Origin of the sequence: Micromonospora sp. NBC_01655, assembly GCF_026339755.1 — a bacterium.
Taxonomy (GTDB): Bacteria; Actinomycetota; Actinomycetes; order Mycobacteriales; family Micromonosporaceae; genus Micromonospora.
On the sequence record NZ_JAPEQF010000001.1, the window covers coordinates 5,783,752 to 5,809,335 of the forward strand.

Annotated in this window: 27 protein-coding genes, 1 tRNA gene and 1 pseudogene; 15 read left to right on the top strand and 14 right to left on the bottom strand. The window is 72.4% G+C overall.

Annotation, left to right across the window (positions count from 1 at the left end):
* Positions 1-451 precede the first annotated feature (451 nt).
* The 3 genes from OOK41_RS25365 to OOK41_RS25375 form a co-directional block, all read right to left on the bottom strand.
* On the bottom strand, positions 452-1,648 hold the full coding sequence (locus tag OOK41_RS25365) for a helix-turn-helix domain-containing protein (protein WP_266266971.1): 1,197 nt from the start codon (positions 1,646-1,648) through the stop codon (positions 452-454).
* The gene (locus OOK41_RS25370; RefSeq protein WP_266266972.1) at positions 1,635-1,805 is read right to left on the bottom strand and encodes a hypothetical protein; all 171 of its coding nucleotides are present in this window, start codon (positions 1,803-1,805) and stop codon (positions 1,635-1,637) included. The genes OOK41_RS25365 and OOK41_RS25370 overlap by 14 nt, the downstream gene beginning before the upstream one ends.
* Before the next feature lie 179 nt (positions 1,806-1,984).
* The gene (locus tag OOK41_RS25375) at positions 1,985-3,133 is read right to left on the bottom strand and encodes a helix-turn-helix domain-containing protein (protein WP_266267976.1); all 1,149 of its coding nucleotides are present in this window, start codon (positions 3,131-3,133) and stop codon (positions 1,985-1,987) included.
* A 543-nt stretch (positions 3,134-3,676) separates the two neighbouring features.
* On the opposite strand from OOK41_RS25375, the gene OOK41_RS25380 reads away from it, so the two are divergent.
* The gene (locus tag OOK41_RS25380) at positions 3,677-3,889 is read left to right on the top strand and encodes a hypothetical protein (protein WP_266266973.1); all 213 of its coding nucleotides are present in this window, start codon (positions 3,677-3,679) and stop codon (positions 3,887-3,889) included.
* A gap of 196 nt (positions 3,890-4,085) precedes the next feature.
* On the top strand, positions 4,086-4,433 hold the full coding sequence (locus tag OOK41_RS32120) for a pentapeptide repeat-containing protein (protein WP_353962209.1): 348 nt from the start codon (positions 4,086-4,088) through the stop codon (positions 4,431-4,433).
* A 312-nt stretch (positions 4,434-4,745) separates the two neighbouring features.
* On the opposite strand, the gene OOK41_RS25385 is transcribed toward OOK41_RS32120, so the two are convergent.
* On the bottom strand, positions 4,746-4,982 hold the full coding sequence (locus OOK41_RS25385) for a cold shock domain-containing protein (RefSeq protein ID WP_266266974.1): 237 nt from the start codon (positions 4,980-4,982) through the stop codon (positions 4,746-4,748).
* Positions 4,983-5,174: 192 nt separating this feature from the next.
* Between OOK41_RS25385 and OOK41_RS25390 the strand changes: the two are divergent.
* The 3 genes and pseudogenes from OOK41_RS25390 to OOK41_RS25400 all read left to right on the top strand — a co-directional run.
* Positions 5,175-5,811: pseudogene (locus tag OOK41_RS25390) on the top strand (replication initiator); the annotation flags it as partial.
* Entirely contained in the window at positions 5,808-6,005 is a 198-nt protein-coding gene (locus OOK41_RS25395) for an excisionase family DNA-binding protein (RefSeq protein WP_266266975.1), read from the top strand. The pseudogene OOK41_RS25390 and the gene OOK41_RS25395, both read left to right, overlap by 4 nt.
* Positions 6,005-7,225, top strand: coding sequence for a site-specific integrase (locus tag OOK41_RS25400; RefSeq protein ID WP_266266976.1), 1,221 nt, complete (start codon positions 6,005-6,007; stop codon positions 7,223-7,225). Before OOK41_RS25395 ends, OOK41_RS25400 begins: the two co-directional genes overlap by 1 nt.
* A gap of 76 nt (positions 7,226-7,301) precedes the next feature.
* Here OOK41_RS25400 and OOK41_RS25405 read toward each other — a convergent pair.
* A tRNA-Val gene (locus tag OOK41_RS25405) sits at positions 7,302-7,373 on the bottom strand.
* Positions 7,374-7,423: 50 nt separating this feature from the next.
* Complete coding sequence (locus tag OOK41_RS25410; protein WP_117666847.1) at positions 7,424-7,999, bottom strand: TIGR02611 family protein; 576 nt, start codon at positions 7,997-7,999, stop codon at positions 7,424-7,426.
* Positions 8,000-8,273: 274 nt separating this feature from the next.
* On the opposite strand from OOK41_RS25410, the gene OOK41_RS25415 reads away from it, so the two are divergent.
* Positions 8,274-8,705, top strand: a complete 432-nt coding sequence (locus tag OOK41_RS25415) for an SsgA family sporulation/cell division regulator (protein WP_007457244.1) — start codon at positions 8,274-8,276, stop codon at positions 8,703-8,705.
* A 71-nt stretch (positions 8,706-8,776) separates the two neighbouring features.
* Here OOK41_RS25415 and OOK41_RS25420 read toward each other — a convergent pair whose 3' ends face one another.
* Positions 8,777-9,553 (bottom strand): SDR family oxidoreductase, encoded by a 777-nt coding sequence (locus OOK41_RS25420; RefSeq protein ID WP_266266977.1) that lies wholly within the window; start codon positions 9,551-9,553, stop codon positions 8,777-8,779.
* A 171-nt stretch (positions 9,554-9,724) separates the two neighbouring features.
* Between OOK41_RS25420 and OOK41_RS25425 the strand changes: the two genes are divergently transcribed.
* Both OOK41_RS25425 and OOK41_RS25430 read left to right on the top strand, forming a co-directional pair.
* Positions 9,725-10,987 (top strand): AraC family transcriptional regulator, encoded by a 1,263-nt coding sequence (locus tag OOK41_RS25425; RefSeq protein ID WP_266266978.1) that lies wholly within the window; start codon positions 9,725-9,727, stop codon positions 10,985-10,987.
* 7 nt (positions 10,988-10,994) lie between these two features.
* A complete protein-coding gene (locus tag OOK41_RS25430) occupies positions 10,995-11,450 on the top strand; it encodes an Rrf2 family transcriptional regulator (RefSeq protein ID WP_117666843.1) in 456 nt (151 codons plus the stop codon).
* A gap of 117 nt (positions 11,451-11,567) precedes the next feature.
* Here OOK41_RS25430 and OOK41_RS25435 read toward each other — a convergent pair whose 3' ends face one another.
* The gene (locus tag OOK41_RS25435; RefSeq protein ID WP_266266979.1) at positions 11,568-12,131 is read right to left on the bottom strand and encodes a flavin reductase family protein; all 564 of its coding nucleotides are present in this window, start codon (positions 12,129-12,131) and stop codon (positions 11,568-11,570) included.
* 570 nt (positions 12,132-12,701) lie between these two features.
* Between OOK41_RS25435 and OOK41_RS25440 the strand changes: the two genes are divergently transcribed.
* Positions 12,702-12,881, top strand: coding sequence for a DUF4236 domain-containing protein (locus tag OOK41_RS25440; RefSeq protein ID WP_007075522.1), 180 nt, complete (start codon positions 12,702-12,704; stop codon positions 12,879-12,881).
* Positions 12,882-12,993: 112 nt separating this feature from the next.
* Positions 12,994-13,515: a potassium channel family protein gene (locus OOK41_RS25445; RefSeq protein WP_266266980.1), complete on the top strand. Its 522-nt coding sequence runs from the start codon at positions 12,994-12,996 to the stop codon at positions 13,513-13,515.
* Here OOK41_RS25445 and OOK41_RS25450 read toward each other — a convergent pair.
* Both OOK41_RS25450 and OOK41_RS25455 read right to left on the bottom strand, forming a co-directional pair.
* A complete protein-coding gene (locus OOK41_RS25450) occupies positions 13,481-14,485 on the bottom strand; it encodes a hypothetical protein (protein ID WP_266266981.1) in 1,005 nt (334 codons plus the stop codon). The genes OOK41_RS25445 and OOK41_RS25450 overlap by 35 nt on opposite strands.
* A 60-nt stretch (positions 14,486-14,545) precedes the next feature.
* Complete coding sequence (locus OOK41_RS25455) at positions 14,546-15,067, bottom strand: VOC family protein (RefSeq protein WP_117666835.1); 522 nt, start codon at positions 15,065-15,067, stop codon at positions 14,546-14,548.
* Positions 15,068-15,117: 50 nt separating this feature from the next.
* Between OOK41_RS25455 and OOK41_RS25460 the strand changes: the two genes are divergently transcribed.
* Together OOK41_RS25460 and OOK41_RS25465 are read left to right on the top strand one after the other, a co-directional pair.
* Positions 15,118-15,576 carry a MarR family winged helix-turn-helix transcriptional regulator gene (locus tag OOK41_RS25460; RefSeq protein WP_266266982.1) on the top strand — a complete coding sequence of 153 codons (459 nt, stop codon included), beginning with the start codon at positions 15,118-15,120 and terminating at the stop codon, positions 15,574-15,576.
* A 60-nt stretch (positions 15,577-15,636) separates the two neighbouring features.
* Positions 15,637-17,409: a tetratricopeptide repeat protein gene (locus tag OOK41_RS25465; protein ID WP_266266983.1), complete on the top strand. Its 1,773-nt coding sequence runs from the start codon at positions 15,637-15,639 to the stop codon at positions 17,407-17,409.
* A gap of 74 nt (positions 17,410-17,483) precedes the next feature.
* On the opposite strand, the gene OOK41_RS25470 is transcribed toward OOK41_RS25465, so the two are convergent.
* Positions 17,484-18,110, bottom strand: a complete 627-nt coding sequence (locus OOK41_RS25470) for an SGNH/GDSL hydrolase family protein (RefSeq protein WP_266266984.1) — start codon at positions 18,108-18,110, stop codon at positions 17,484-17,486.
* Between the two features lie 146 nt (positions 18,111-18,256).
* Between OOK41_RS25470 and OOK41_RS25475 the strand changes: the two genes are divergently transcribed.
* A complete protein-coding gene (locus OOK41_RS25475) occupies positions 18,257-20,548 on the top strand; it encodes an AAA family ATPase (protein WP_266266985.1) in 2,292 nt (763 codons plus the stop codon).
* Between the two features lie 78 nt (positions 20,549-20,626).
* Here OOK41_RS25475 and OOK41_RS25480 read toward each other — a convergent pair whose 3' ends face one another.
* On the bottom strand, positions 20,627-21,034 hold the full coding sequence (locus OOK41_RS25480; protein ID WP_117667007.1) for a hypothetical protein: 408 nt from the start codon (positions 21,032-21,034) through the stop codon (positions 20,627-20,629).
* Between the two features lie 290 nt (positions 21,035-21,324).
* On the opposite strand from OOK41_RS25480, the gene OOK41_RS25485 reads away from it, so the two are divergent.
* Positions 21,325-21,696: a hypothetical protein gene (locus OOK41_RS25485; protein ID WP_117666828.1), complete on the top strand. Its 372-nt coding sequence runs from the start codon at positions 21,325-21,327 to the stop codon at positions 21,694-21,696.
* Positions 21,697-21,763: 67 nt separating this feature from the next.
* On the opposite strand, the gene OOK41_RS25490 is transcribed toward OOK41_RS25485, so the two are convergent.
* Positions 21,764-22,801 (bottom strand): sporulation protein, encoded by a 1,038-nt coding sequence (locus tag OOK41_RS25490; protein WP_266266986.1) that lies wholly within the window; start codon positions 22,799-22,801, stop codon positions 21,764-21,766.
* Between the two features lie 19 nt (positions 22,802-22,820).
* Positions 22,821-23,660, bottom strand: coding sequence for a hypothetical protein (locus OOK41_RS25495; protein WP_266266987.1), 840 nt, complete (start codon positions 23,658-23,660; stop codon positions 22,821-22,823).
* A 106-nt stretch (positions 23,661-23,766) separates the two neighbouring features.
* Here OOK41_RS25495 and OOK41_RS25500 point away from each other — a divergent pair, with 106 nt between their 5' ends.
* On the top strand, positions 23,767-25,479 hold the full coding sequence (locus OOK41_RS25500) for an ISAzo13 family transposase (protein ID WP_266262960.1): 1,713 nt from the start codon (positions 23,767-23,769) through the stop codon (positions 25,477-25,479).
* Positions 25,480-25,584 lie beyond the last annotated feature (105 nt).

Genomic DNA, 25,584 nt, shown 5'->3' on the forward strand with positions numbered 1-25,584 from the left:
CCCCAGCGAGCAGGGCGACCAGGAGCAGGAACCACTCCGCCCGTCCCGGATTCACCCACCGGACCACCTGTGCGCGAATCACCCACATACCCAAGCACAACTCCGGCCTGGTCGCCTCGAACGATCGGGCCGGCATGAAGCCCGCCTAGAGGTGCAACGGCGACCTCTTCGTCCCGAACTCTCGGCGAGGCGGTCGGATCGGGTGGCGTCCGAGGTCATCCGGCCTTCTAAGGGTCGTCGCCCTCGGGTGTGGTCGGCTCGGTTGCTGTACTCCACAGCTGTACTTCCTTGGCTGTGCAGAGGACGTCATGGGCGGCGGTGGCCACCGGGCAGTCTGGGACCCGGCAGATCGGACAGCGGCCGTCGGGGCCGGATCGGTGGTCGCGGAGGACCGCTCGGGCGGTGAGGATCAGCCGGTTGCGAATCTGAGCCAGGGAGAGGAACGGCGCGGTCATCGGGTAAGGCCGATCGCTGTCGCCAGGTGCGCCACACCGGCCGGCACCGGCCGGCACCGGGCCACCTCGGCAATCACCGTACGCGCCAACGGCCGTAGCCGGACCTCGGCCGGCGCGATGCGGTCGGCCTCGGTCAGGACGCGGCCCGCCCGCAGCAGGTCACCGACCTGGAGGTACGCCCGCGCGGCGTCGACCAGGTGTGCCGCCCGGTGCTCGACCGGCAGCCGCCGCCACCCGTTCATCCTGACGGCCTCCTCGTGCCGGACGACCGCCTCGCCGCCGTCGCCCAACTCGACCGCTGCCGCGACCCGTGCCACCTGCACTGCTGCCGGCCCGAACCCGCTGCGGTGATGGTCCTGGCCGTCGTCGACCCGCTCGGCGATTTCGGCAGCCTGGCCGATCCACTCCGCCACGCTGCGCGCGTCCCTGTAAGAGGCGGCGGCAAGGGCCGCCTCGACCCACAGCGTCCCGCGTAACGCCAACTCGGTCGGTGAGGCGTCGTGTGGCACTGTCGCGGTGATCCGGTGCGCGGCGGCGATCGTCGCCGCGCTCGCCAGCCGGCCCCGCCCCGCCCCGCGCAGCGCCTGCCCGAGTGGCACCGCCGCCACCGCCGTCCACACCGGGTCACCGGCGGCCACCGTCACCGCTCGGTCGGCCGCCAGCCACGCCACGTCGGGCTCGCCCAGCTTCACCAGCACCGACGCCGTGACCCGGTACACCTGCACCAGCAGACCCGTCACCTCGTCCCCGGCGGCGGTGTGTGCGGATCGGGCACCGCCGATCAGGTCAGGCACCAGCCGCACCAACTGCGGGTAGTGCGCGTGCTGGTACGTCAACCACGCGTGCTCCACCCGCCGGCCCAACTCACGCACCGGCACCATCGGCCGCCGGCCTTGCCCCGCCGGGAACATGTCGTAGCAGCCGAGCGCCGCCCACACGCCGTCCACGCCCTCGACGCCGGTGCTCGTCGCCGGCCGCGCGTCCCTACCCAGCAGGGCCGTCGTGTCCACGCGCAGCACCTCGGCGAGATCCTGAATGACCGAGAACCTGTCCAGGGCACGGACCCCGCGTTCGACCTTGTCCACCCAACTCTTGGATTTACCCAACCGGTCGGCGAGCATCTGCTGCGTCATCCGCCGCCGTGCCCGCCACTGCGCCACCCGCCGACCTATCGGCAGCTCACCGCTGTCCACGACGCCACCGCCGATCCGGCACCGCCCGCGTCGTCTCCTCCACCGGTATCCGATCCGCCTCGGCCTGCGCGAGGATTCGTTGCTTCGCCGACTCCCGCTCGGCCGCCTCGATCTGCTCACCCCGGCTCGATCCTGGATCGCGCTGCGTATCGCTCACCTGTAACCCCTTCGGAAAGGGGCGCGGCGGTGGGCTCTTGGAAGGACCGCCACCGCCGCGCCGGCTCAGGGGCGCGGCGGCAGTCGTACCAGGTCAGATTCGTGCGGCCATGCCCGTGATCAGGACGCTACGGACAGCACATGCGGGGACTGGAACGCCTACGCACCACTACCGCTCGGCTACTGTGCGGTCATGCTCATCCGCTCGCACAGGCCCCGCAGCTCCGGCGAGGTCGCCCCCCGGCGCAGCAGCGACCGCACCGTCTCCCGGGCCGACGTCGACGACCGGGCGTGCTGCGGGCCGACCCGTTCCGCCGCGAGCAGCATCCGCACCGCATCCCGGTCCCGACCGACAGCCTCGGCGGCCCGGCCCATGTCGAGCCAGAAGTACACCTGGCGCACCGCCGGCAGCCCCGCCAACTCCACACCGGCGGCCGTCTGCATCGCCGCCTCCGGACGACCCGTGTCGAGCTGAAAGGCCATCCGCCACAGCGCCACGTTCCGTGGACCCCAGGCAAGATCCCAGCTCTCCGTCTCCCCGGTATGCGCGGCGATCCGCGCCGCCTCGGCAAGATGATTCTCGGCGCTCGCCTGGTCATGCAGGCCGGCAAGATGATGCGCCCGCGCCAGATACAGAAAGCCGAGCACATCCAGAGCGCCATCCGCCCCGCTGCCCGCAAGGTCGGCACCCGCCGAGTCACACAGCGCCCGCGCCGGCCCGTACGCCCCCGAGTAGGCGGACACCCGCGCCCGGTTGGCCGCCGCCACCCCCGCCGCCACCGGATCATCGAGCAACCCGGCCGCCTCCGCACAGCGCTCCGCCGCGAGCCACGCGTGAGCCGGATAGCTGACGTTGAGCAGCGAACCCATCGCCACGCCGTACACCGGCACCATCTCCACCAACGCCGCGCGCCGGTCGATCAGACCATGCAGCGCCGGCACCAGGTCAACGAGCCGACGCAGGGCACCCGCATAGTCACACCGGCCGTACAGGGCGCGCACGAGTCCGGCCTCCCGACGCACCTGCTCGACGGTGGCCGGCACACCCCGCCGGGCGGCCATCGGCGTGTCCATCATGATCCGCCACACCCGCTCCGCGTCGATCCGAGCAGCGTCGAGCTGCCGATCGGCAGGCGTGTACGGCTGCCCGGTCAGATCGACCACCGAGCACTCAAGAGCAGCGGCCAGGTCCACGACCATGTACCGGTCGGTACGCTGCTGGCCACGCTCGATACGCGACCACGACGTGTGGGAGATGCCCGCACGACTGGCCGCATGCCGGATGCTCCAGCCACGCAGCTCACGACGGGCCCGGATGCGATCACCGATCGACGGATCAGCAGGTATGGGGCGACGAGACATCAGCGGCGCTCCCCAGGTAGAGGGCTGACCGGCGTCCTCGCCGGCCTCTAGCCGACCAGCAGCCACATCGGACGGTACACCGAACCTCACTCACAGCGCATACTGCCACACATATGTCCGTCGTCAGCGCAAAGCGTCTTCGATCCTTCGCTTGTAAGTTCTGGCGCTTCGTCCGGCGGCGTTCATGCACATCCGCGACCTCGGGCGGCTGTCCGGGCCTAGCCGTCGACGGCTGCCCTGGTCCCGGCCGGTTGCTGTCAGCGTTGCTGTCGACAGCCACCTCTCGCCGCGACCCGGGCGCGCCGTTCCATTCGCTTCCAACGAACCCGTAGGGCAGAAGAGGAAACGCGACCAGGAGGAAGCCGCTGCCTGGCCCGACGGTTCTCGTCGGATGGGTCCGGACGAGCCGCCGTGCCCCTGAGGCGTGTAGCTCTGGTTTCGCCGGGTAACCCGCCTGCGCTCAAGCGGTGTCGTGCCGCGCGGACGAACCAGAGAAAGGACTGGTCACCGATGTTGGAACATCTGCACAACTCGGGGTTGAAGGCTGAACACTGCTACGTGGCCGGCATGGTGAGTGTCGGCCTGGCGTTCACAAGCTGGCTGCTTTCCAAGCGGTTCGAACATGCTGGCATCGAGCGTGCAGACCGGTGGGGCATCTTTATCGGCGAGTGGGCCCCGACCTTCTTCGCGATGGGTAACGGACTACGCACCTACGAAAAGTAGCCCTGTTCGCGGCCGTCGCCCGCACATTGGGCGGTCGACCTCAGTCCTCGCAGGAAAACCCCGCCGCCTTGATAGACGTACAGAGAGTCCTCCCACACAGGCCGGCGGCCGGCTGTCCTGCGCCGCTTGATGCGTCGCATGTGAGCGCGTAGAAAGCCGGTGGTTCGGCAACGGGCGATCGGGCTACGGTTCGCGGATGAGCATCCTGCCCGGCGCGACGAGGCAGTCGTTCGTGGGTCGCGATCTTCGGCATCGCACCCTCGATAGGCACTCCTTCAAGTTTTGTGATTTCCGTGGCGCCGACCTCCGGGGTGCGTCTCTCCGGGGTGCCAGCTTTGCTGGCTGCGATCTGCGGGATGCCGACCTGCGCGGCGCGGATCTGTCCTACGCGCGGTTCAGCTACGTTAGGACTCACGATCCGGAGTACGGACGCACGGACGTTACCGGGGCCCGGTGGGACGGGGCCAACCTTCGAGGCGTCACCGCCGAGCGCGTCATTGGGTGGCCGGACGGCCTCTCAGACTCACGCACTACTTCGGGTTGACGTGTCGGCACCCAGTGCTGCTCTGGCCCTCGTTGAGCATGCCAGCATGGCCTTCTGCCGAATCGCTGGACTCGACTCCGGAGACACCGAGCGGCCTGCCTGCCGCTGATGCGGGCCATTGAATCCGGCACCTTGATTCGATACCACTTGGGTAGGTTCTTCGGGCACCAGCTGTGGTGTACGGGCCACTGAATCTCAGCCTGTCGGTGCCGAAGATCGACATGTGAACTCGGCACCAGCCTGGGGGCCACACTCTTGACCGACAAGTAGTTCTCGACACCGCCGCGGACGCGTTACGCCCGCTGCTGTGGGTTAGAGGATGGTGACCTCGACCGCCCGGGCGGGGTAACCGTCCTGGCCCGGGACTTCGTAGTGGCATCGCACCTGCTGACCCGGTGTCAGGCTCCGGTACTCGGTCGGCCCTGCGACGATGTGGCTGTAGTGCACCCAGACGGTCAGGTCAACGTGATCGAGGGCGACAGTTCCCCACCCCTGTTCGGAGCGCCAGGCCTTCACCACGCCGGTGTCCCGCAGGCCCTGATCACTCACACGCGCCAGGGTATCGGCTCGATGGAGGTCGGGCAGGGGACCGCGATGATGCTCGACCAAGGTGCCGATCAAGAAGGCACGCCGAGTGGTGCCCAGAGAAGCTAACCATCAACAGCCGCCGATCAGCTATGACGGCAGGTGGTGCCCGAAGAACCTGCCCGGGTGGTGCCCGTTCAACCTGCCGGAATCAGCCTGGACTGCTACGACCACGACCACCAGGTCGTCTGGAACTACTTCTCGGGTGAGTTGTGGCGGCGCACCAAGCAGGCCATCGATCGCCACCTCGCCGCCCTCTGCCGGAGGCGCGGCATCCCCTTCGTTCGGGTCGTCACCCCCTCGGGCAAGGTCCGCTGGGTGCCGCCAGTGCGGGTGTCGCACGGCAAGGTTGCCGAGATGCAGCGCCGGGCAGCGGTGCACTTTCACGTAATGCTGCGCCTCGACGGCGACGACCCGGACGCCCTCGTGCCACCGCCGGCCGGGACACCGTCGACGACCGTCAAGACAGCCTTGACACCAAACCGCGCCCCTGCACCGGGCTACGGCGCTGGGCGCACATGCTCGGTTTCGGCGGTCATCTCCTCACCAAGGCCCGCCGCTACTCCGTCACCTTCCGCCTGCTCCGGGACACCCGCGCCACCTATCGGCGCGGAGAGGACGACGAACCCGCCGGTACCTTCACCGTTGGCACCCTCACCTACATCGGGTCCAGCTGGCTCACCGAAAGTGACGCCTGCTCGCCAACACCGCCGCCCGGCAGCGACGCGAGGGCAGACGAATCGGCAGGGAAGAACTCGCCCACAAAGCCTGGCTCATCGGGGCCGCCGCATGACCCGAGACCTCACCCCGCGCTGGTACTCCCCCACCGAGGTCGCTGTCCTGCTCGGCTTCGGCCTGTCCAAGGTCAAGATGAAGATCGCCACCGGCGAACTGCGCTCCATCAAGGACGGCAAGTACCGCCGCATCCTCCCCGAATGGGTCGACGACTTCATCCACGACCAGGTCGAACGGCAGGAGGCCGCCTGATGCCCGGACGCGCACGAGCCAACGGCGAAGGCTCCATCTTCCCCTACCGCAACGGCCACGCCGCCTACGTCTGGGTCACCAAACCCGACGGCAAACGCACCCGCAAGTACGTCTACGGGCAGACCAGAGAAGCCGTCCACGACAAGTGGATCAAACTGCACCAGCAGGCCAAGGCCGGGCCGGTGGCGACCAGTGTCCCGACCGTCGGCAGCTTCCTCACCTACTGGCTGACCGAGATCATCGAACCGAACCGGGCACCCCTGACCTACGCGACCTACGAGACGTTCGTCCGCCGCTACCTCGCCCCTGGCCTCGGCGCAAAGCGGCTCGACCGGCTCCAATCACGCGACGTACAGACCTGGATCAACCAGGTGGCCCGCACCTGCCAGTGCTGCGCCCAGGGCAAAGACGCCGCCCGCCGCAAGGACAAGCACCGCTGCTGCGCCGTCGGCCGCTGCTGCCAGGCCGTCCCGTCGACGCGAACGGTCAGCGACATCCGGGCCGCGCTGCGGGCCGCCCTCACCCATGCCCAGGCCGAAGACCTCATCACCAAGAACCCGGCCGTGCCGGTCACCCTCGCCACCGTCCGCCGCCGGCGCGGCAAGTCCTGGTCGAGCGACGAGGCCCGCAAGTTCCTCGAATCGGCTCGCGCCGACGAAGACCCGCTCTACGCCGCCTACGCCCTGGTCCTCGTCACCGGCCTGCGCAAGGGCGAGGCGCTGGGGCTCACCTGGGAGGACATCGACCTCGACGCCGGAGAGCTGACCATCGGCCGGCAACTGCAACGCGTCCGGGGAAAACTGCTCCACCGCCACACCAAGACTCAGGCGTCCGACGCCACCCTCCCGCTCCCCGACATCTGCGTGACCGCACTCAAGCTACGAAGCGCACAACGCGACGAGGCACGAGAAGCCGCCGGAAAGGCGTGGCAGAAATCCGACCTCGTATTCACCACCCGCTATGGCACACCCATCGAACCGCGCAACTTCCAACGCTCCTGGCAGACCCGGTGCGACAAGGCGGGAGTCAAGCCGATCACCGTCCACGCCGCCCGCCGCACCTGCGCCACCCTGCTCGCCGGCCTCGACGTCCACCCGAGAGTCGCCATGCAGATCCTCCGGCACGCCCGCTTCTCCGTGACGATGGAGATCTACACCCAGGTCTCGCCCAAGGCGACCCGGGAAGCCCTCAAGCGCCTCGGCGACTCGCTCGGCCGCTGACGCCGTTGCTGTACTTCACTGCTGTACGACAGCAGAAAGGCCACCTCCCGAAGCCGGGAAGTGGCCTTGACCTGCGTGGGCGATACTGGTTTCGAACCAGTGACCTCTTCGGTGTGAACGAAGCGCTCTCCCACTGAGCTAATCGCCCTCAGCGCCGATGACTCTACCCGATCGAGGGACCGGACGGCGAATCCGGGGTCAGTGCGTCGCGAGGTAGTGCAGCAGCCGGGCCAGCAGGTCGATGCCGAGGCTGTACTTGAGCGAGAGCCAGAACACCACGGCGACGAAGACCAGGCCCACCGACCCGAGCACGAACCGCACCGGCAGGGACCGGCTGGTGGCCCACCGGGTCCAGCCCTGCACGTGCCGGCGGGTGAAGTTGAGCAGCCGGCGGGCCCAGTGGAACTCCACGGCCCAGATGCCCAGCCCTGCGATCACCAGCAGCCAGCCGGGGCCGGGCAGCGGGATCAGGGCGACACCGATGGTGACGACCAGGGCGCCGGCGATGGAGATGAAGATCTTGAGGGTGACCCGGCCGGTGGGGTTGGCGCGGATCAGGTCGAGGGTGCTGACCAGCCGCTGCCGCCAGCGCCTCGGGCGCCGCTCCGCGACCGCCGTCCCGCCCCCGGACGAGGAGGCGTCGACGCCACCCCGACCGCGCCGGTCGCGCTGATTCTTCGGCACTGCGTACCCCCGCCTTTCGGCTGCTCGGACCCCTCCTTTCGGGGGGCTGGGCCGGGCCGGCCCATCCACTGAGGATCGGTTCGTGACCATTTCGTCCTCCAGTGTCGCCCCGGCCCGTCACTCCATCGGACCACTGGACGTTACCGGAGTAAGTCGACGTCTGAACCACCCCGATGCCGGGCGGGATCACGCACTGGGCAGAACCGGATATCGTACAAGAATTTTCACATTCTAGCGGCGTTTCCGACCCCCTTCCCACCACTGGGTGAAGTCAGCGTATGGCGGAGCGTAGCCAGGAGTAGCACCTGAGTATGGGAAAAGCGGGACACGCGCGTTCCGCAGCGGTGCCGGGGGGAGAACGTCCATGAGTGTCATCCGACCGACGACCGTAGAGGTCGAGACGTCGCTAAGGCTCGTCGCGCCTGACGCCACCGCATTGCCGGTGCGTGCCAGCCTGCGTTACGACCCTGCTGATCCGTATGCGGTCCATGTCCTGTTCCACGCCGAATCCGCCGGCGGCGAGGCGGTGAGCTGGTCGTTCGCCCGCGAGCTGCTGGTCACCGGCCTGGACGAGCCGGCCGGCATCGGCGACGTCCGGGTCTGGCCGTGGGCCACCCCGCGCGGCGACTTCGTCGCGCTGGCGCTGTCGTCACCGGACGGCAACGCCCTGTTCGAGGTGCCGCGCAGCGTCCTGGTGCGCTTCCTGCGGCGGACCTACGTCGTCGTCCCACGCGGCCGGGAGGCCGAGCACCTGGACGTCGACACGGCGGTGAACCGGCTCCTCGCCGGTCGCTGACACGACGCCGGCCGGGGCCGCGCGGATCTGCCGAGTCCGCGCGGCCCCGGCCGCTGCTGCCGGGTACGCGCTCAGCCGTGCGTCGTGATCCCGCCGTCGACCGGGATCACCGCGCCGGTCAGGTACGCCCCCGCCCGCGACGACAGGTAGATCGCGGTGCCGGCCATGTCCTCGGGGCGCCCGATCCGGCCGAGCGGGACCTGCTGCTCGATCGCCGCCCGGGCCGTCGGGTCCTCCAGCGCGAAGGCCATCATCTTGCTCTCGAACGGCCCCGGCGCGATCGCGTTCACGGTGATCCGCTCGCCGGCGAGCTGGTGGGCGAGGCCGCGGGTGAGCATGTGCACGGCCGCCTTGGTGGCCGAGTACGCGTACACCTCCATGGACGGCACCCGGATGCCGTCGATCGAGCCGATGTTGATCACCCGGGCCGGGTCGTCGCCGGTGGCCGCCGCGCGCAGCGCCGGCAGCAGGGCGGTGGTGAGCCGGAAGACGGCCTTGACGTTGACCGCCCAGAGCTTGTCGAACGCGCTCTCCGGGTACGACTCCAGCGGTGCCCCCCAGGTGGCCCCGGCGTTGTTGACCAGCACGTCGAGCCGGTCCACCCGCTCCCGGACGGCCGCGGCCAGGCCCTCGGCCCCCGCGTCGTGGCCCAGGTCGGCGGGGATCGCCGCGCAGCAGCCCTCGGCGGACAGCTCCTTGGCCGCCGCCGCGCAGACGTCCGCCTTGCGGGAAGAGATGATCACGTCCGCGCCGGCCCGCACGAAGCCCCGGGCGATCATCAGCCCGATCCCCCGTGAGCCGCCCGTGACCAGGACCGTCTTGCCTTCGACCGAGAACAGATCCGTCATGCCCATCCCATCGCCGTTCGGGGCCGCCGGTCTGTCCGCCGAACCCGGCGCTACCGATCGGTAACCTAGCCTGGTCGCCGCGCCCCGACAAGCCGCCGGGCCGGGGTGCGGCGGGGCGACCCGGGCCTTGTCGGGATGCGACCTGCTCGGACGCGGGCTACCGTCGCAGCGATGGTCCCCTCCGGTCAGCCCTCCCCGGCACCCCCCACCGACCAGGCGTCGACCCGCTCCGACCTGGCGACGGCCCGTTCCGCCCCCGCGCCCCGCACCGAGCCCGCGCCCCGCACCGAGCCCGCCGCCCGCGCCGCCGGCATCGCCGCCCTCGCCCTCGGCGACCTCGCCCCGGAGGACCCCGAGTGGCGACGCCCGGTCCTGCTCGACGCGGACCTCGTGGTCCTGGTCACCCGTGGCCACGGCACCGCCGAGCTGGACTTCCGGCCGCTGCCCTGCCGCCCCGGCACCCTGCTGCGGGTCCGCCCCGGCCAGGCGCTGCGCTGTGCCGGGGAGCAGCTCGACGCCGTGGTGCTGCGCTGGACGCCCGCCGCCCTGCTGCGGAACCCAAGCCTCGACGCCGACGGCGACGACGTGCCGGCGCACCGGCAGCTCGCCGGCGAGGACGAGGACGCGGTGATCAACGAGGTGACCCAGCTCGTGGTCGACCTGCGGCGGCAACCGGACGTACCCGCCGCCCGCGCCCTGCTCCGTCACCAGCTCGCCGTGCTGCTGCTGCGGCTCACGCTGCTGCCCGCCGACCCGGCGGACCCGGCGCCGGCCGGGCGGCGCGCCGAGGGTGCCACGTTCCGGCGGCTCTGCCAGGAGGTCGAGCGCGGCTACCAGCACACCCGCCGGGTGGAGGACTACGCGGCTCGGATCGGCTGCTCGGTGCGTACCCTCACCCGGGCCTGCCTGGCGGTGACCGGGCGCAGCGCGAAGCAGGTGATCGACGAGCGGGTGGCCCTTGAGGCCAGCCGGCTGCTCGCCGCCACCGACGAGCCGATCGCCCGGATCGGCCGCCGGATCGGCTTCCCGGAGCCGACCAACTTCGGCCGGTTCTTCACCCGCGAGGTGGGGGTGAGCCCCGGCGCGTTCCGGGCGGCCCGGGGCCGGGCGACGCCCGCCGGGCGGCAGCAGCCGCCGGGCCGAAAGGGCCCCGCCCCGGCGCCGCACCGCCACGACCGGGAGCCGGCGTCGCCCCAGCACGACCGGGAGCAGGCGTCGTACCACAACGGCCGGGAGCAGCCGCCGGCCGGGCGCGCGGGCGGCGCCCGCCGGCCGGGCGCGCCGGGCGGGTCGTCGCGCAACAGCCGGGAGCATGCGGCGGGCCTTCGGGAGCGTCCGACGGACCCCGGCGGCGGGCGGGACGGGGCGGCGGCAGGCCGGATCGTCCGGCCACGGCCGCCCACCGATCCGACCTGGCCGGGCGGGCGGGCATGATGAGGGGGTGCAGATCTCCGCGCGCGGCGACTACGCGGTACGGGCGGCCCTGAGCCTCGCCACCGCGTACCCCTCCCTGCTGTCCACCCAGGCCATCGCGGCGGAGCAGGACATGCCGCGCAAGTTCCTGGAGGCGGTCCTGGCCGACCTGCGCCGGGCCGGGCTGGTCCGGGCCCAGCGGGGTGCCGAGGGCGGCTACACGCTGGCCCGCCCGCCGAAGGAGGTCACCATCGGGGCGATCCTGCGGGCCGTCGACGGTCCGCTGGCCGGGGTGCGCGGGATGCGCCCGGAGGAGACCAGCTACGAGGGGGCGGCGGAGAACCTGCCCCGACTCTGGGTGGCCGTCCGGGCGGCGGTCCGGCAGGTGGTCGACGAGGTGAGCCTGGCCGAGCTGACCAGCGGTCGGCTGCCCGGCCACGTGCGGCGGCTGATCGCCCGGCCGGACGCCTGGGAGCCCCGCTGACCGCCCGGCCGGGCCACGCCGGGGAGCCCCGCTAACCGTCGATCCCGCGCGGGCGCGGCGCGGCCCCGGCCGGCGGCACGACCCCGGCGGCTGACCCTCCGGTACGGGCCGGCGCGGTCAGCCGAGGGCGTCCCACGGGCCGGCGGTGGTGCTGAAGCCGCCCCGGTGGTGCACCAACGGGTTGCCGTCCTCCCCCGACCCGAGGGCCAGCGGCTCGGCGATGACGATGGTGTGGTCGCCGGCGGTCACCCGGTGCACCACCCGGCAGAGCAGCGCCGCGAGCGCCCCGTCCACCAGCGGCACCCCGAACGGGCCGACCGTCCAGCCCGGGTGCGCGGCGAAGCGGTCGATGCCGCTGGTGGCGAAGGTGCGGGCCACCTGTTGCTGCCCGGCCGCGAGCAGGTGCACGGCCACGTGCTCCGCGCGTTGAATGGTCGGCCAGCTCGACGACGCCCGGGCGAGGCAGAACGACACCAGCGGCGGCTCCAGCGACACCGAGGTGAACGAGGTGGCGGTGAACCCGGCCGGCGGCAGCAGTGGGCGCCCCCGGCCGGCGGAGGGCCCCGGTGCGGTGACCACGGTGACCGTGGCCGCCTGCCGGCGCAGCAGGGCGCGGAACAGGTCGGTGTCGACCGGGCGCAGCTCGACGGCGCCGGCCCGGGGCCGGTGCACGGTGGTCACGCCGGCACCGCCCGGTGGCCTCCGGCCCGCGGAGTGGGCGCGGCTGGGGTGGGCGGCAGCGGACGCGGGGATGGGGACACGGCTGTCTCCTGATCTGTCCACGAGGGAGGTGGGTCCACGATCGGTGGAGCGCGTTCCGGCGGGCGGGACGTGGCGGCACGCCGCCCCGCGGTGAGCGGACGGGCGAGCGGGGCACGGTGCCGGGGCTGAGCCGACCGACCGGTCAGCTCAACAGAGCGCGCCCGCGTGCCGGGCCAGGTCGACGTGCACGCGAGCGGTGCGGAGAACCTCGTCCCACTGCGACATCCGCTCATCGTGCCGGTGTCCCGCGCGGCCGGTCAACGACCTTCCACAGTCTGAGATCCACGTCTCCATGACCGATGTCCACCGCTTCCACCAGCACCGATCACCCCCCAAGACCCATCCGCTGAGTAGAGATTGTCGCGGCGCGCGCAGACGGGGTCCAGTGGAGACACGGGAAGGTTTCGCGAATCGTCGGTTCGGGCATGTCCGATCTCGACACGGCAGGAACTCGACACGGCAGGAAACGGTGACGAAGGGAGGCCCGCGATGGGCCTGATGTTCCGCAAGCGCAAGAAGTACGGCCCGATCATCCTGAACTTCACCGAGAACGGCTTCTCCTCGTGGAGCATCAAGATCGGCCGATGGTCCTGGAACTCGCGGGCCAAGGCGCACCGCGTCGACCTGCCCGGCCCGCTGTCGTGGAAGCAGGACAAGTCCCGGGCCTGACCTCCCGGGTTCGAGCGGGGCGCCGGCGGTTCGCCGGCGCCCCGCTCGACGTTCCGGCCACGGTGGGCCGAATTGCCACCCGGCGGCGGGGCACGGGCGGAGAATCACCCGCATGACGCAGGACCGGCCCTACCGACGGGAACGCCGCCGCGCGGCGCTGGCCTGCCTGCTGCTGGCCGTCGCCTACTTCCTGGTACCGGTCGAGCAGGACCCGAACGAGCTGCGGCTGGTGCTGCGCGGGGCGGCGACGGCGGTCCTGGTCGCCCTCATCTCCTGGCTGGTGACCGGCCTGGTGCGTCGACAGCTCCTGGTCGCGGACGACCCCGGACAGGTACAGCTCCGGCCACTGGTCAACCTCGCGGTCGCCCTGGTCGCCGGCCTGTTCACGTTCGCGCTCGCCGACCTCGTCATCGCCCGGTCCGCCCCCGGGCAGTTCGTCAACCTGAACACCCGGATCGACGCGATCTACTTCGCCCTGGCCACCCTGACCACCGTCGGGTACGGGGACGTGCATGCCGAGGGGCAGATCGCTCGGGTGGCGGTCAGTCTCCAGATGGTCTTCAGCATCGGCGTGGTCGCCACCGGGGCGTCCATCGTGCTCAAGCAGCTGACCCGCCGCCCGGCCCGGCGCTGATCACCACGTCCCCGCCGAGCCGGCCGTGCTCCGGGGCGCGGGTCACCGCACCGGAGTCGAGCAGGCCGGTCACCGCCCGGGTCGCGTCGGCGGCCCGGTAGGGCGTCGCGGTGAGGGCGTGCCGGCGCAGCTCGGTGACCGTACGCGGGCCGCGGCGACGAAGCTCGGCGAGCAGCTCCCGGCCCAGCGGTCCCGCGTCCGGCTCCGGCCCGACGGCGAGGGACCGGCCCTGCGGGTCGGCCGGGTCGCGGTAGCGCAGGCCGGGGGTGGGTCCCACGGCCCAGAGCGCGTCCTTGAACGCCTGGAGGCTGCGGTCCGACGCGGTCGCGAACGCGACCCGCCGCCCCTCGACGGTCCCGCCGGGCGGGGTCGCATCGGCCGTCTTCCCCGCCGTCGCCATCGTCGCCTGTGCCAGGCCGGCCGCCGTCTCGCCGGCCGGCGAGACCTGGCCGGCCTCGGCCGGCGCGACCAGGTCGACCTCGGCCACCAGCGGGAAGCCGGCCGCGTCCAGCACCGGCCGCAGGGGCGCGCCGGGGCCGGTGACCAGCAGCAGGTCGGCCGGGCGGCCGGTGCGGGCGGCGGCCAGCAGGGCCGGCGTCGGGTCCGCGCCGTGGACCACCGTCAGCAGCGGCGCGCCGGCCGCCCCGGCCGCCTTGAGCGCGACCGGCAGCCGCCCCGGGTCGCCGGGCATGACGTGCACGGCCACCTCGGCGGGCAGGGTCGCCTCGACCGCGCCCAGCCGGGCCGGCAGCGCCGCGTCGCCCTCGGCCAGCACGAGGACGGTCAGCCGGAACCCGCGCAGCCGGTCGGCGAGGTCCGCCACCGCCCGCAGCGCGGCGTCCGCGCCCCCCGCGTCGGTCCCGGCGTACGCCAGGGCGAGGGTGGCCCGCCGGGCGCGGTGCAGCGCCACGGGCAACCAGGCGTCGAGCTGTCGGACGAGCAGCTCGCGCAGGACGGTGTCGGTCGGCATGGTGTCGTTCTACCGCACGGCCCACGGGGCCGGGACACGGCTCCCCACCCGGGCGGGTGCTCAGGCCGGAACGGAGATGCCCACTCCGCCACGGGTCTGACCGCCGTAGCGCTTGCGCTCGCGGTCCAGGTCGAGGCGGCCGATCCGCTTGCGGGCGGCCAGGGCGTCGTCGTCGAGCCGGTCGGCCGGGATCAGCCAGACGATCTCGAACTCCAGCCCGTCCGGGTCCTGCCCGTAGAGGCTCTTGGTGGTGCCGTGGTCGGAGCTGCCGACCAGGGCACCGGCGGCGGCCAGCCGCTCGGCGGTGACGGCGAGTTCGTCGAGGGTGTCGACCTCCCAGGCCAGGTGGTAGAGGCCGACGGTGGACCGGCCGGCGGGCGAGCGGCCGGCGGCCCGGCCGAGCTCGAACAGGCCGAGGTCGTGGTCGTTGGTGGAGCCGGGGGCCTGGAGGAAGGCCGCGCCCCGGAACCCGTCGGGGGTCATCGGGATGACCCGGAAGCCCAGCACGTCACGGTAGAAGGCGACGCTGCGGGCCAGGTCGGAGACGTAGAGGACGGCGTGGTTGAGACGGTGGATTCCCATGCCCTCCAGGCTAGCGCCATTTGGTTGAGCGTTCAACAAGAGTGGTTATGATGAGGGCCATGACCCGCTGGCTGGACCCTGACGAGCAGCGCACCTGGCGGGCGTACCTCGCCGCCTCCCGGGCGCTGATGGACACGCTCGACCGCGAGCTGCAACGCGACGCCGGCATGCCGCACGCGTACTACGAGATCCTGGTCCGGCTCTCGGAGGCGCCCGACCGGCGGCTGCGGATGGGCGACCTGGCCGACGCGGCCGGCTCCTCGCGCAGCCGGCTGTCGCACGCCGCCACCCGGCTGGAGGCCGCCGGCTGGATCCGGCGGGAGGACTGCCCGACCGACCGACGCGGGCAGGTCGCCGTGCTCACCGACGCCGGGTTCGCCGCGCTCGCCGCCGCCGCGCCCGGCCACGTCGAGGGGGTGCGCCGGCACCTCTTCGACGCGCTCAGCCCGGCCCAGGTGGACCAGCTCCGCCGGATCAGCGAGGCGCTCGCCGACCACCTGACCGGATGATGGCCGAATCGCGATAGTCGGGGGGTTGTACATATTGTCGCGGGACGGCCACGATGGGGCGTGTCCTCCGCCTTCGGTGATCTGACCGGCCAGGCGCACCACCTGGTGTCCGCCGGCGACCTGGCCGGCGCGCAACAGCTACTCTCCGACGCGCTGAGCGACGCCGATCCGCGCCCCGACCACGCCTCCCCCGAGCTGGCCGACGCCGCCGGCCTCCAGGCCCGGGTGCTGGTCGCGCTGGGCGAGCCCCACTCGGCACGGGGCTGGGCCGCGTTCGCCTACGCGGCGACGACCCGGCTGTACAGCCGCTCCGACCCGCGTACGGTCTCGGCGGCGGCGACCCTTGCCGCGGTGCTGCACCGGGTCGGCAGCTACGCCCGCGCCGCCCGGCTCTACTCCGACGTCATCATCGAGCTGACCGCGTCCGACGGGCCGGAGTCGCTGCGGGTGCTGGCCGCCCACGCCGACCTGGCCACCGTGGAGTACGCCCGCGGCCAGTGCGAGGTGGCCCGGGAGCGGTTGCAGGACGCCTGGGAGCTGCACCGGGAGGTGTACGGGGACGGCCACCCCAGCGGCATCAAGATGCTGGCCCGGCTCGGGGCGATGCAGCGTGACTGCGGCGAGTTCGCCGAGGCGCACGACCACCTGGCCCTGGCCCGGGAGCTGTGCCGGCAGCACCTCGCCCCGGACGACCCGCTCGCCGTGCAGGTGGCGGGCCTGGCCCGGGCCGCCGCCAACCCCGACCACGTCTGCGCGCGGACGCCCACGGCCGACCGGGAGGAGCCGGCGGAGGCACCCGTGGTCCCGGCGGCCCGCGTCCCGCCGGCCGCCGAGGGGCCGCCGACGTACCAACCGGCGTGGCCGCCGGAAGACGACCCGCACCCGCCGGGCGTGCCGGCTCCCCGGACGCCCCCGGACGAGGCGGCCCAGCACACCGCGGCAGGGGCCGCCGCGTGCCCCGGGGGCGACGAGGGATGGCCCGGGGAGGCTCCCGGCCGCGCGGCCGACGACGACCCGTGGACCCGGGACCCCGCCGCACCCGAGACCGCCGAGGACGACCCGTGGGTCCGGGAACACGCCGCGCCCGGCGGCCCGGCCCGCGCCGACGACGACCGGTGGGCCCGCGACGGCGACGCGCGGGGCGGCCAGTCGTACCCGGCGGACGACGACCGGTGGCCGGACGAGCCGGGATGGTCGGCGGCGAACTCGCTGCCCCCGACGGTCGTCGGCCTGGCCGGTGCCACCGACGAGCCGGCCGGGGTGCGGGCCGTGCACCCGCCCGTGACCCGGGAGGACCGCTCCCGGCTGCTCCCGGTACTGGTCCCCCGCCCGCCCGCACCACCACAGCGCCGACTCACCCCGCTCGTGGTGCTCGGCGGGGTGACCGTGGTGGTGCTCGGCGCGGCGGCGGTGATCGCCGGGGTCGCCCGGGTCGACGGCCCGAACCCCGGCCCGTCGCCCTCGGTCACCGCCCCGCCGGGCTCCGGCGCCCCGGGCAGCGACCCGTCCGGCGTCTCACCGCCCGGCGGAGCGCCGGCCAGTCCCCGGGCCGCCGCGTCCCCCGGCACCCCGCCGGGCGGGTTCACCCTCCGGGACAACCGGGACAACATCGCGCTGCGCTGGACGTACCCGGCCGGCGCGAACGGGCCGGTGGTGCTCGCCCGGGGCCAGTCCGGGCAGGAGCCGCGCGCGTTCGAGACCCTCCCGCCGGGCAGCACGAGCCTGCTGGTCTACGGCCTGGACCGGACCGCCGACTACTGCTTCACCGTCGCGGTGGTGTGGTCGGTGGAGACGGTCGGCCGGACCGGCCAGGTCTGCACCAACCGCCGCTGACCGCGACGCGCGGCCGGCGGACCGGGCGACCAGGCCGGCCCGGCCGGGCCTCAGGCGGCAAGGGCGGGCGGGCCTCAGGCGGCCAGGGCGGTCAGGAAGGCGTCCGCGATCACCGCGTGGCCGGGCAGCCCCGGGTGCACCCGGTCGTCGGCCCAGCGGCTCGACGGGCTGTGCCGCAGCACCCGGTCGAAGGCCGCCTGGGTGGCCACGTGCACCGCCTCGAAGTCCTTGGCGAGGGCGGCCACCACGGCGGCGTACCGGTCGGTCTCGGCGCGCTGCGGCTCGTCGACGTCCGCCTCGATGAGGAACGGGTCGGCGAGGACCAGCCGGCACCCGGTGGCGTCCACCGCCCGGCGCAACAGCGTGCGCAGGGTGCGCTCGTACTCGTCGATCGGCACCGCCTCGGCCTCCCGGCCGGGGCTGAACGCGCGCCAGATGTCGTTGATCCCGATCATCACGACGAGCCAGTCGGGGCGCTCGCCGATCGCGTCGGCGTTCCAGCGGGCCGCCAGGTCCCGGACGGTGTTGCCGCTGACGCCCCGGTTGACCCAGGTCAGCTCGCGCTCCGGGTACCGGGCGTCGACGAACGCGCGGACCAGGCTCAGGTACCCGTCGCCGTAGGGAGCGGCGGCGTCCCGCCGGCCGCAGTCGGTGATGCTGTCCCCGATGAAGACGATCCGCTGACCGGCACCCAGCAACATCGCGCGACTCCGTCCCCGGCGGCGTGGCCCCGCCCGACCGCTTGGTGGGAGAGGTCGTCGCGCGGTATCTTTTGCAGTTCAGGCACAAAAAAAGAACGGCTGATAATTGCCGTTCCGATTGGAATTTTAATCACTAGGGAGACGGCTTGTCAAGGCACTCCGCGGGTCCCGACGAGCTACGGCACGACGACGAGATCGGCCCCGAGCAGGAGTACGTCTCCGTGCTCTACAACCGGCTGGACGGCATGCGGGAGCAGGCCGCCCGACGGCTCGCCGAGGAACTGCGCACCACCGGCGGCACCCTCCAGGCCCGGTCCCAGCGGGACAGCTCCGTACGGATGTACGCCGAGCAGGTCGAGCAGTTCTCCGCCGTGGAGAACGGGCTCTGCTTCGGCCGGCTGGACACCGACGACGACGCCCGCCACTACATCGGCCGGATCGGCATCTTCGACACCGACGGCGACTACGACCCGCTGCTGATCGACTGGCGGGCCCCCGCCGCCCGGGCCTTCTACCTGGCCACCGCGGCCAACCCGCAGGGCGTGCGGCGGCGCCGGCACCTGCGGACCCGGCAGCGCAAGGTGACAGCCCTCAACGACGAGGTGCTCGACCTGGCCACCGCCTCCCCCACCGCGCACGAGGAGCTGACCGGCGAGGCGTCCCTGCTCGCCGCGCTCAACGCCGGTCGGACCGGCCGGATGCGCGACATCGTCGAGACCATCCAGGCCGAGCAGGACCGGATCATCCGGGCCGACCTGCCCGGGATGCTGGTGGTCCAGGGCGGCCCGGGCACCGGCAAGACCGCCGTCGCCCTACACCGCGCGGCGTACCTGCTCTACACCCACCGGCGGGAGCTCTCCAGCCGCGGCGTGCTGCTGGTCGGCCCGAACGAGACGTTCCTGCGCTACATCTCGCAGGTGCTCCCGGCGCTGGCCGAGACGGGCGTGCTGCTGCGTACCCCCGGCGACCTCTTCCCCGGGGTCAGCGCCCGCCGCGACGAGTCGGCGCGGGCCGCGGCGGTCAAGGGCCGCGCCGAGATGGCGCAGGTGCTCGCCGCGGCCGTGCGGGATCGGCAGTGGGTCCCCGACGAGCCGCTGGAGATCGAGGTCGAGCGGGAGGTGCTGCGGCTGGCACCGGAGACCGTCCGGGCGGCCCGGGACCGGGCCCGCCGCACCGGCCGCCCGCACAACCTGGCCCGCGCGGTCTTCGACGTCGAGATCGTGCACGCCCTCGCCGACCAGGTGGCCGAGCGGATCGGCGCGGACCCGCTGGGCGGGGAGAACCTGCTCGACGAGGCCGACATCGCGGAGATCCGCCGCGAGCTGCGCGAGGAGTCCGGGGTGCGGGACGCGCTGGACCGGCTCTGGCCGGTGCTCACCCCACAACGGCTGCTCGCCGACCTGTACGCCGACCCCGACCGGATCGCCGCCGCCGCGCCCGAGTTGACCGACGCCGAACGGGCCCTGCTGCACCGCCAGCCTGGCGGCTGGACGCCGGCCGACGCGCCGCTGCTCGACGAGGCCGCCGAGCTGCTCGGCGAGGACGACCGGGCCGCCGCCGCCCGCCGGCAGCGCATCCGCGCGCTCCAGCGCGAGTACGCCGAGGGCGTGCTGGAGATCGCCCGGGGCTCCCGCTCCATCGACGTGGAGGACGAGGCCGACGGCGGCGAGATCCTCGGCGTCACCGACCTGCTGGACGCCGACCGGCTGCTGGAGCGCCAGGAGGAGTCCGACGGGCTGACCACCGCCCAGCGCGCCGCCGCCGACCGGGGCTGGGCGTTCGGGCACGTCATCGTCGACGAGGCGCAGGAGCTGTCGCCGATGGCCTGGCGGCTGCTGATGCGCCGCTGCCCGAGCCGGTCGATGACGATCGTCGGGGACGTGGCGCAGACCGGCGCGCTCGCCGGCACGCCGAGTTGGGCGGACGCGCTGGAGCCGTACGTGGCGCAGCGGTGGCGGCTGGAGGAGCTGACCGTCAGCTACCGCACGCCCGCCGAGATCATGGCGCTGGCCGCCGGGGTGCTGGCCGAGATCGACCCGCAGCTACGCCCGCCGCGCTCGGTGCGCCGCAGCGGGGTGCCGCCGTGGGACCGCGCGGTCGCCGGGGACCGGCTGGCCGCCGAGCTGACCGACGCCGCGGTGGCCGAGGCTGCCGGGCTGGCCGACGGGCGGCTCGGGGTGATCGTCCCCGGCGGCCGGGTCGACGAGCTGGGCGCCGCCCTGGTCGCGGCGCTGCCGGAGGCGGCCGTCGGCGAGCACCCGGAGCTGGAGAGCCGGGTGGTGCTGCTGACCGTGGGGCAGGCCAAGGGGCTGGAGTTCGACACCGTCCTGGTGGTCGACCCGGAGCGGATCGTGGCCGAGTCCCCGCGCGGTCACAGCGACCTGTACGTCGCCCTCACCCGCGCCACCCAGCGCCTCGGCGTCCTGCGCGTCGCCTGACCCGACCTCCGTGGACCCCGGACAGTCACCGTCCTGGCGGGACGGTGGCTGTCCGGGGTGATGCCCAGGCCAGGGCGGTCACTCGGTGGTGAAGTCGCCCACCTGGCTGGCGCTGCTCGACTGGTCACTCGTCGAGCCGCCCGCCGGGGTGCTCAGGCCGCCCGTGGTGGCGTCACCGGTGGTGGTCGGTGCGACCTTGCCCGGGTGCCGCTCCGGCTGGCGGGCCACCCGCCGGGCGCTCGCCGGGCCGGCGGTGCCGCCGGTCGTGGTGAGCGCGCCCTGACCCCGGGTCGGGCCGCCGTCGCGCAGCACCTCCGGGTCGATCGGGACGTGCGCCGGGTCGTCCGGGTCCTCCTCCTGGAGGATCCGCGTCTCGTCGGTCTGCGGCACGGTGACCTCGTCGAGGGCCCCCTCGCCGTACACACCGCCGGCGATCCTTTGCTCGGCCTTGCGGGCGGACTCCCGCATCGTGTCGTCCTCACGCACGTCCATCACCTCGCAGAAACTGTCGGATCGTCCTGCGTGCCCGGGGACCGGCCGGCCAAACCCCGCGCCCTCCGCCCGCAGCAGAGCCCGGATACCTCGCGGATCGGACGTACGCCCCGCACGGTGCGGTACGGGCGCCGCCATCCGAGGTTCCGGCGGGTGTTACTTCGCCGGCACCCCCGGGTAGTCGGGAGGTGCCCCCGCCGAGAGAGCGAACCGTGCCGTGGCCGAACCGCGGTAGCGGGGCGAGGGAGCGCAGGTAGGACTCATCGCATCCTGAGGAGGACAAGATGAGCACGCAGGCTGCATCCACCAGGCCGATGAACCGGACCCAGGAAGCGCCGAACCGCGCGATGCAGGAGGCACCCACCCGCCCGATGCCGATGATGCACGACGGGCACCGCGAGCCGATGCAGGCGCCGGGCACGGAGACGAAGCAGGCCTTCCTGACGACGGAGTTCTGGGTCTACGCCGCCGCGGTGATCGGCGTGCTGGCCGCGTCGTACCTGGTGGGCAAGAACTCGGTCGGCGTGGACATCTTCCGCGCCCCGCAGGCCTGGTTCTTCATCACGCTGCTGACCATCGGTTACCTCGGTAGCCGGGGCCTGGCCAAGGCCGGCAGCAACTTCCGCAGCGGCGCGGAGCGCAAGGCCCGGCACTGACCGGACCGATCAGCTTCGAGCAGCACGGTGGCCCTCCGGGATTCTCCCGGAGGGCCACCGTCGTACGTCACTCCTCGTCGCCGCCGAAGCCCCAGTCCTCGGCGAAGTCGCCCTCGACCGCGTCCTCGATCATCTCGCCGGCGACCATCCCGCCGACCGCACCGAGCGCCGCGCCGGCGACGATGCCGCCCATCCCCACGCCCCGGCCGTGGCCCCCGTGCCCGTGGCCGTGGCCGTGGCCGTGCTGCATCGGGTAGCCGTGCGGGGCCCCGTAGCCGGGGGGCGCGCCGAAGCCCTGCGGGGCGCCGAAGCCCTGGGCGCGCAGGCCGCCGTAGTGCGACGTCGTCTGCTGGAGCCAGCCGTCGACGACCTGCACCCAGTCGACCCGGTCGGCGTCGGTGTGCGCAACGGTGTACCGGCCGAAGACGTCGTGGCCGGCGCTGAGGAAGCCGCCCCGCTTGTCACACTCCAGCACGACCTCGATCCCCTGCGGGCTGGTCACGAAGGTCAGCTCGACCTCGTTGATGACCTGCGCGTACTGCGGCGCGGCGAAGAACTCGATCTCCTGGTAGAACGGCAGCGTCTGGTGCACGCCGCGGATGTGGCCGCGCTCCAGGTCTGCCCCCTTGAACCGGAAGCCGAGCCGGGCGAAGGCGTCCAGGATCCGCTCCTGCACGGGCAGCGGGTGGACGTTGACTTGGTCGAGGTCGCTCTTGTCGACCGCCCGGGCCACCGCCACCTCGGTACGCAGCCCCATCGTCATGCCGTGCAGGCGCTGGCCGTAGACGTCCGTGATCGGGGTCTCCCACGGCACCGGAAGCTGGAACGGGATCGAGAGCTGCTGCTTCGGGGCCAGCTCGAACGCCCCGGAGACCGGCAGCCGGTGGAACTCCATCACGCCGGCGTACTCGCCGTCGCCGCTCTCCATCTCGACCCGGGTGACCAGGCCGACGACGATCTGCTCGATGGCCGCCGGCGCGTCCCCGCCGACCAGGTTGACTCGACCGTCGAGGGCGAGACCCGGCCGGGTGTTCGGGTTGACCAGGACTGTGTCCACGGTGGGACCGCCCACGCCGAACGCGCTCAACAACTTCTTGAAGACCATCGAACCCTCCGCGGGACGGTCACCACGCTCCACCGTGGAACGCTGGCGGCTGACCAGGGAAGACTAACCGGGACCGCTGTGAATTGTCTGGGAAGCCAGAAGCAGGCGCGCCACCTGCCCTGGCGCCTGCCCTCGCGGGAGCAGAACGGGTGGACCGTACGCGGCCAGAAGGTGAGTCCCAGAAAACCACCACGACGCGGCGGGTCTCGACCGACCGGTACGCGCAGAAGCCGACGATCACCAGCAGGCTGACGATCCAGATCCCGGCGTCGGTGACGTAGGCGGCGAGCACCGCCGTACCGTTGTGTTGCCCGCTGAGTTTCGTCACGAGTTGGGTGGGGCCGATCCCGATCAGGTCGAGGACGATGGTGGCCAGGCCCAGCGAGGAGATCGCGAAGAACGCGACCAGCGTCGGGTCCAGTTCCTCGGTGACGTGGGACTTCGCGATGGCCTTGCGCACCGCGTGGAGCCGGGGTACCGCCTCCCCGGGCACGTGCGGGTAGTCCTGTTCGACGGCGTGTTTGGCCAGGTCGCGTCTCCGCCTTCGGCTCAGAGGCAGCGTGGCGGCGCCGCGGTGACGATCAGGAGCGTGATGAGTCCGGCCAGTGCGGCCCACCAGTAGGCGGCCGGCGGTTCCAGGGGGCCGATAGCCGGTGGGTTCGGCCGGATCGAGTCGGGGATGTAGCCGCGGTCGAGTTGGTCGGCGACCCGGAAAGACCAGGGTGGCGGTGAAGGCCGCGGCGACGCTCACCGACGCCGCCGCCACGATGGGCGTACCGAGGCCGCGCAGGAAGGGGCGGGCCTCGGCCGGGGCCGCCCGTTGGTGGACGAACGTGACGACGGCGAGGGTGACGAGCAAGACGCCCTACGTCGTGACCAGGCCGGCGGCGCGAGAAGATCTACGACGCTAAGGGCTCGCAGAGAATCAACCTGTTGCTTCTGGTGACTCGGCTCGTTGGTGTGGTATGTGCGTCTCCGGTTCGGTCTGTCGCCAACTCGCGGTGAAGTTTGAGGTGTTGTTCGCGCATTTGGACGAGCGGCAGCGGCGGCTGCTGATGGGGGCCGAGGCCCGGGTCCTGGGACATGGCGGGATCCGGGCGGTCGCGCGTGCGGCTGGGGTCAGTGAGACAACGGTGCGTAAGGGTGTGGACGAGTTGGAGGCCGGCGAGGAACCGCTGGGGCGGGTGCGCCGGCCCGGCGGCGGTCGGAAGAAGGCTGCGGACGTGGACCCAGGTCTGCGACCCGCGCTGCTGGCACTTGTCGAGCCGGATGTGCGCGGGGATCCGATGTCGCCGCTGCGCTGGACGACGAAGTCGACCCGGAATCTCGCAACCGAGCTCACCCGTCAGGGACACAAGGTGAGCGCTGACACGGCCGGGGACCTGCTGCGTGAGGAAGGCTTCAGCCTGCAGGCCAATGCCAAGACCGTCGAAGGCACGCAACACCCCGACCGCGGCGCCCAGTTCCGCTACATCAATGACCAGGCCAAGGACCACATGGGTGCCGGGGACCCGGTGATCAGCGTGGACACCAAGAAGAAAGAGCTGGTCGGAGACTACAAGAACGGCGGGCGCCAGTGGCGGCCTCAAGGTGAGCCGGTGCTGGTCAAGACGCACGACTTCCTGGACCGGCAGGGGCTGGGCAAGGCAATCCCGTACGGGATCTACGACATCGCCGCCAACACCGGCTGGGTCAGCGTTGGCACCGACCACGACACCGCCGCGTTCGCGGTGGCCTCGATCCGCCGCTGGTGGCAGGCAGTCGGTCGCCACGAATACCCGCGTGCCGCCCGGCTGCTGATCACCGCCGACGCGGGCGGCTCCAACGGCTACCGCACCCGCGCCTGGAAGATCGAACTCGCGGCCCTGGCCGCCGAGACCGACCTGGACATCACCGTCTGTCACCTTCCGCCCGGCACATCGAAGTGGAACAAGGTGGAACACCGGCTGTTCTCCCACATCAGCATGAACTGGCGCGGCAGGCCGCTGACCAGCCACGAAGTGATCGTGAACAGCATCGCGGCGACCACCACCCGCACCGGGCTGAGAGTCCACGCCGAACTCGATCCGGGCACCTACGACACCGGGGTCAAGGTCACCGACGACGAGATCGATGCGCTTCCGATGACCCGCCACCGTTTCCACGGCGACTGGAACTACACGCTCCAGCCCGTCGGGTCCCAGCTGGCCGACGACCGAGAGGCAGGACCGCAAGCCGCCGCCACGAACAGCGCCGAGCAGCCCGGATGCCCGGACGGACTCAGCACCTCCCTGCTCCGCGACCCGGAACTGACGGGCATGACCATCGAGCAACTGGACGCTCTGGTCTGCTCGTTGATCCCGGCACTGGCACACCAACGTGAGCGGCTTCGCCACGAACGCCGGGGCAGTGAGCGACTCCGCGCGCGAGGCGCGGGCGCCAAGGACAAGCTCTCCGATACGGACCGGATCCTGGCCGCCGTCCTCTGCCTGCGCAAGATCGGCACCCACGACCTGCTCGCCCGGATCTTCGGCGTCGCCGGAAGCACGCTCACGCGGGCCGTCCAAGAGGTACGGCCCCTTCTGGCCGAACACGCGATCCCGCCCTCAACCGCCAGATTCCGCACCCCGGCCGACGTGGCCGCCCACCTCGACATGTACGGCAACCAGCCCCCGAGGAAGACGAAACGAACAGGTTGATTCTCTGCGAGCCCTAACGACCTCGTGCATGGTTGTAAATCCTTGAGTATCGATGATCGTCGTTTCGGCCATGGTGGGTGCTGTGATCATGACGAACCAGCGCAC

What these genes read in the sequence shown, in the direction of transcription:
- OOK41_RS25380 (WP_266266973.1), top strand. Translation starts at nt 3,677, where the DNA reads ATGTTGGAACATCTGCACAACTCGGGGTTGAAGGCTGAACACTGCTAC.
- OOK41_RS32120 (WP_353962209.1), top strand. Translation starts at nt 4,086, where the DNA reads ATGAGCATCCTGCCCGGCGCGACGAGGCAGTCGTTCGTGGGTCGCGAT.
- OOK41_RS25395 (WP_266266975.1), top strand. Translation starts at nt 5,808, where the DNA reads ATGACCCGAGACCTCACCCCGCGCTGGTACTCCCCCACCGAGGTCGCT.
- OOK41_RS25400 (WP_266266976.1), top strand. Translation starts at nt 6,005, where the DNA reads ATGCCCGGACGCGCACGAGCCAACGGCGAAGGCTCCATCTTCCCCTAC.
- OOK41_RS25410 (WP_117666847.1), bottom strand. Translation starts at nt 7,999, where the DNA reads ATGGTCACGAACCGATCCTCAGTGGATGGGCCGGCCCGGCCCAGCCCC.
- OOK41_RS25415 (WP_007457244.1), top strand. Translation starts at nt 8,274, where the DNA reads ATGAGTGTCATCCGACCGACGACCGTAGAGGTCGAGACGTCGCTAAGG.
- OOK41_RS25420 (WP_266266977.1), bottom strand. Translation starts at nt 9,553, where the DNA reads ATGACGGATCTGTTCTCGGTCGAAGGCAAGACGGTCCTGGTCACGGGC.
- OOK41_RS25425 (WP_266266978.1), top strand. Translation starts at nt 9,725, where the DNA reads ATGGTCCCCTCCGGTCAGCCCTCCCCGGCACCCCCCACCGACCAGGCG.
- OOK41_RS25440 (WP_007075522.1), top strand. Translation starts at nt 12,702, where the DNA reads ATGGGCCTGATGTTCCGCAAGCGCAAGAAGTACGGCCCGATCATCCTG.
- OOK41_RS25445 (WP_266266980.1), top strand. Translation starts at nt 12,994, where the DNA reads ATGACGCAGGACCGGCCCTACCGACGGGAACGCCGCCGCGCGGCGCTG.
- OOK41_RS25450 (WP_266266981.1), bottom strand. Translation starts at nt 14,485, where the DNA reads ATGCCGACCGACACCGTCCTGCGCGAGCTGCTCGTCCGACAGCTCGAC.
- OOK41_RS25455 (WP_117666835.1), bottom strand. Translation starts at nt 15,067, where the DNA reads ATGGGAATCCACCGTCTCAACCACGCCGTCCTCTACGTCTCCGACCTG.
- OOK41_RS25460 (WP_266266982.1), top strand. Translation starts at nt 15,118, where the DNA reads ATGAGGGCCATGACCCGCTGGCTGGACCCTGACGAGCAGCGCACCTGG.
- OOK41_RS25470 (WP_266266984.1), bottom strand. Translation starts at nt 18,110, where the DNA reads ATGTTGCTGGGTGCCGGTCAGCGGATCGTCTTCATCGGGGACAGCATC.
- OOK41_RS25485 (WP_117666828.1), top strand. Translation starts at nt 21,325, where the DNA reads ATGAGCACGCAGGCTGCATCCACCAGGCCGATGAACCGGACCCAGGAA.
- OOK41_RS25490 (WP_266266986.1), bottom strand. Translation starts at nt 22,801, where the DNA reads ATGGTCTTCAAGAAGTTGTTGAGCGCGTTCGGCGTGGGCGGTCCCACC.
- OOK41_RS25500 (WP_266262960.1), top strand. Translation starts at nt 23,767, where the DNA reads ATGTGCGTCTCCGGTTCGGTCTGTCGCCAACTCGCGGTGAAGTTTGAG.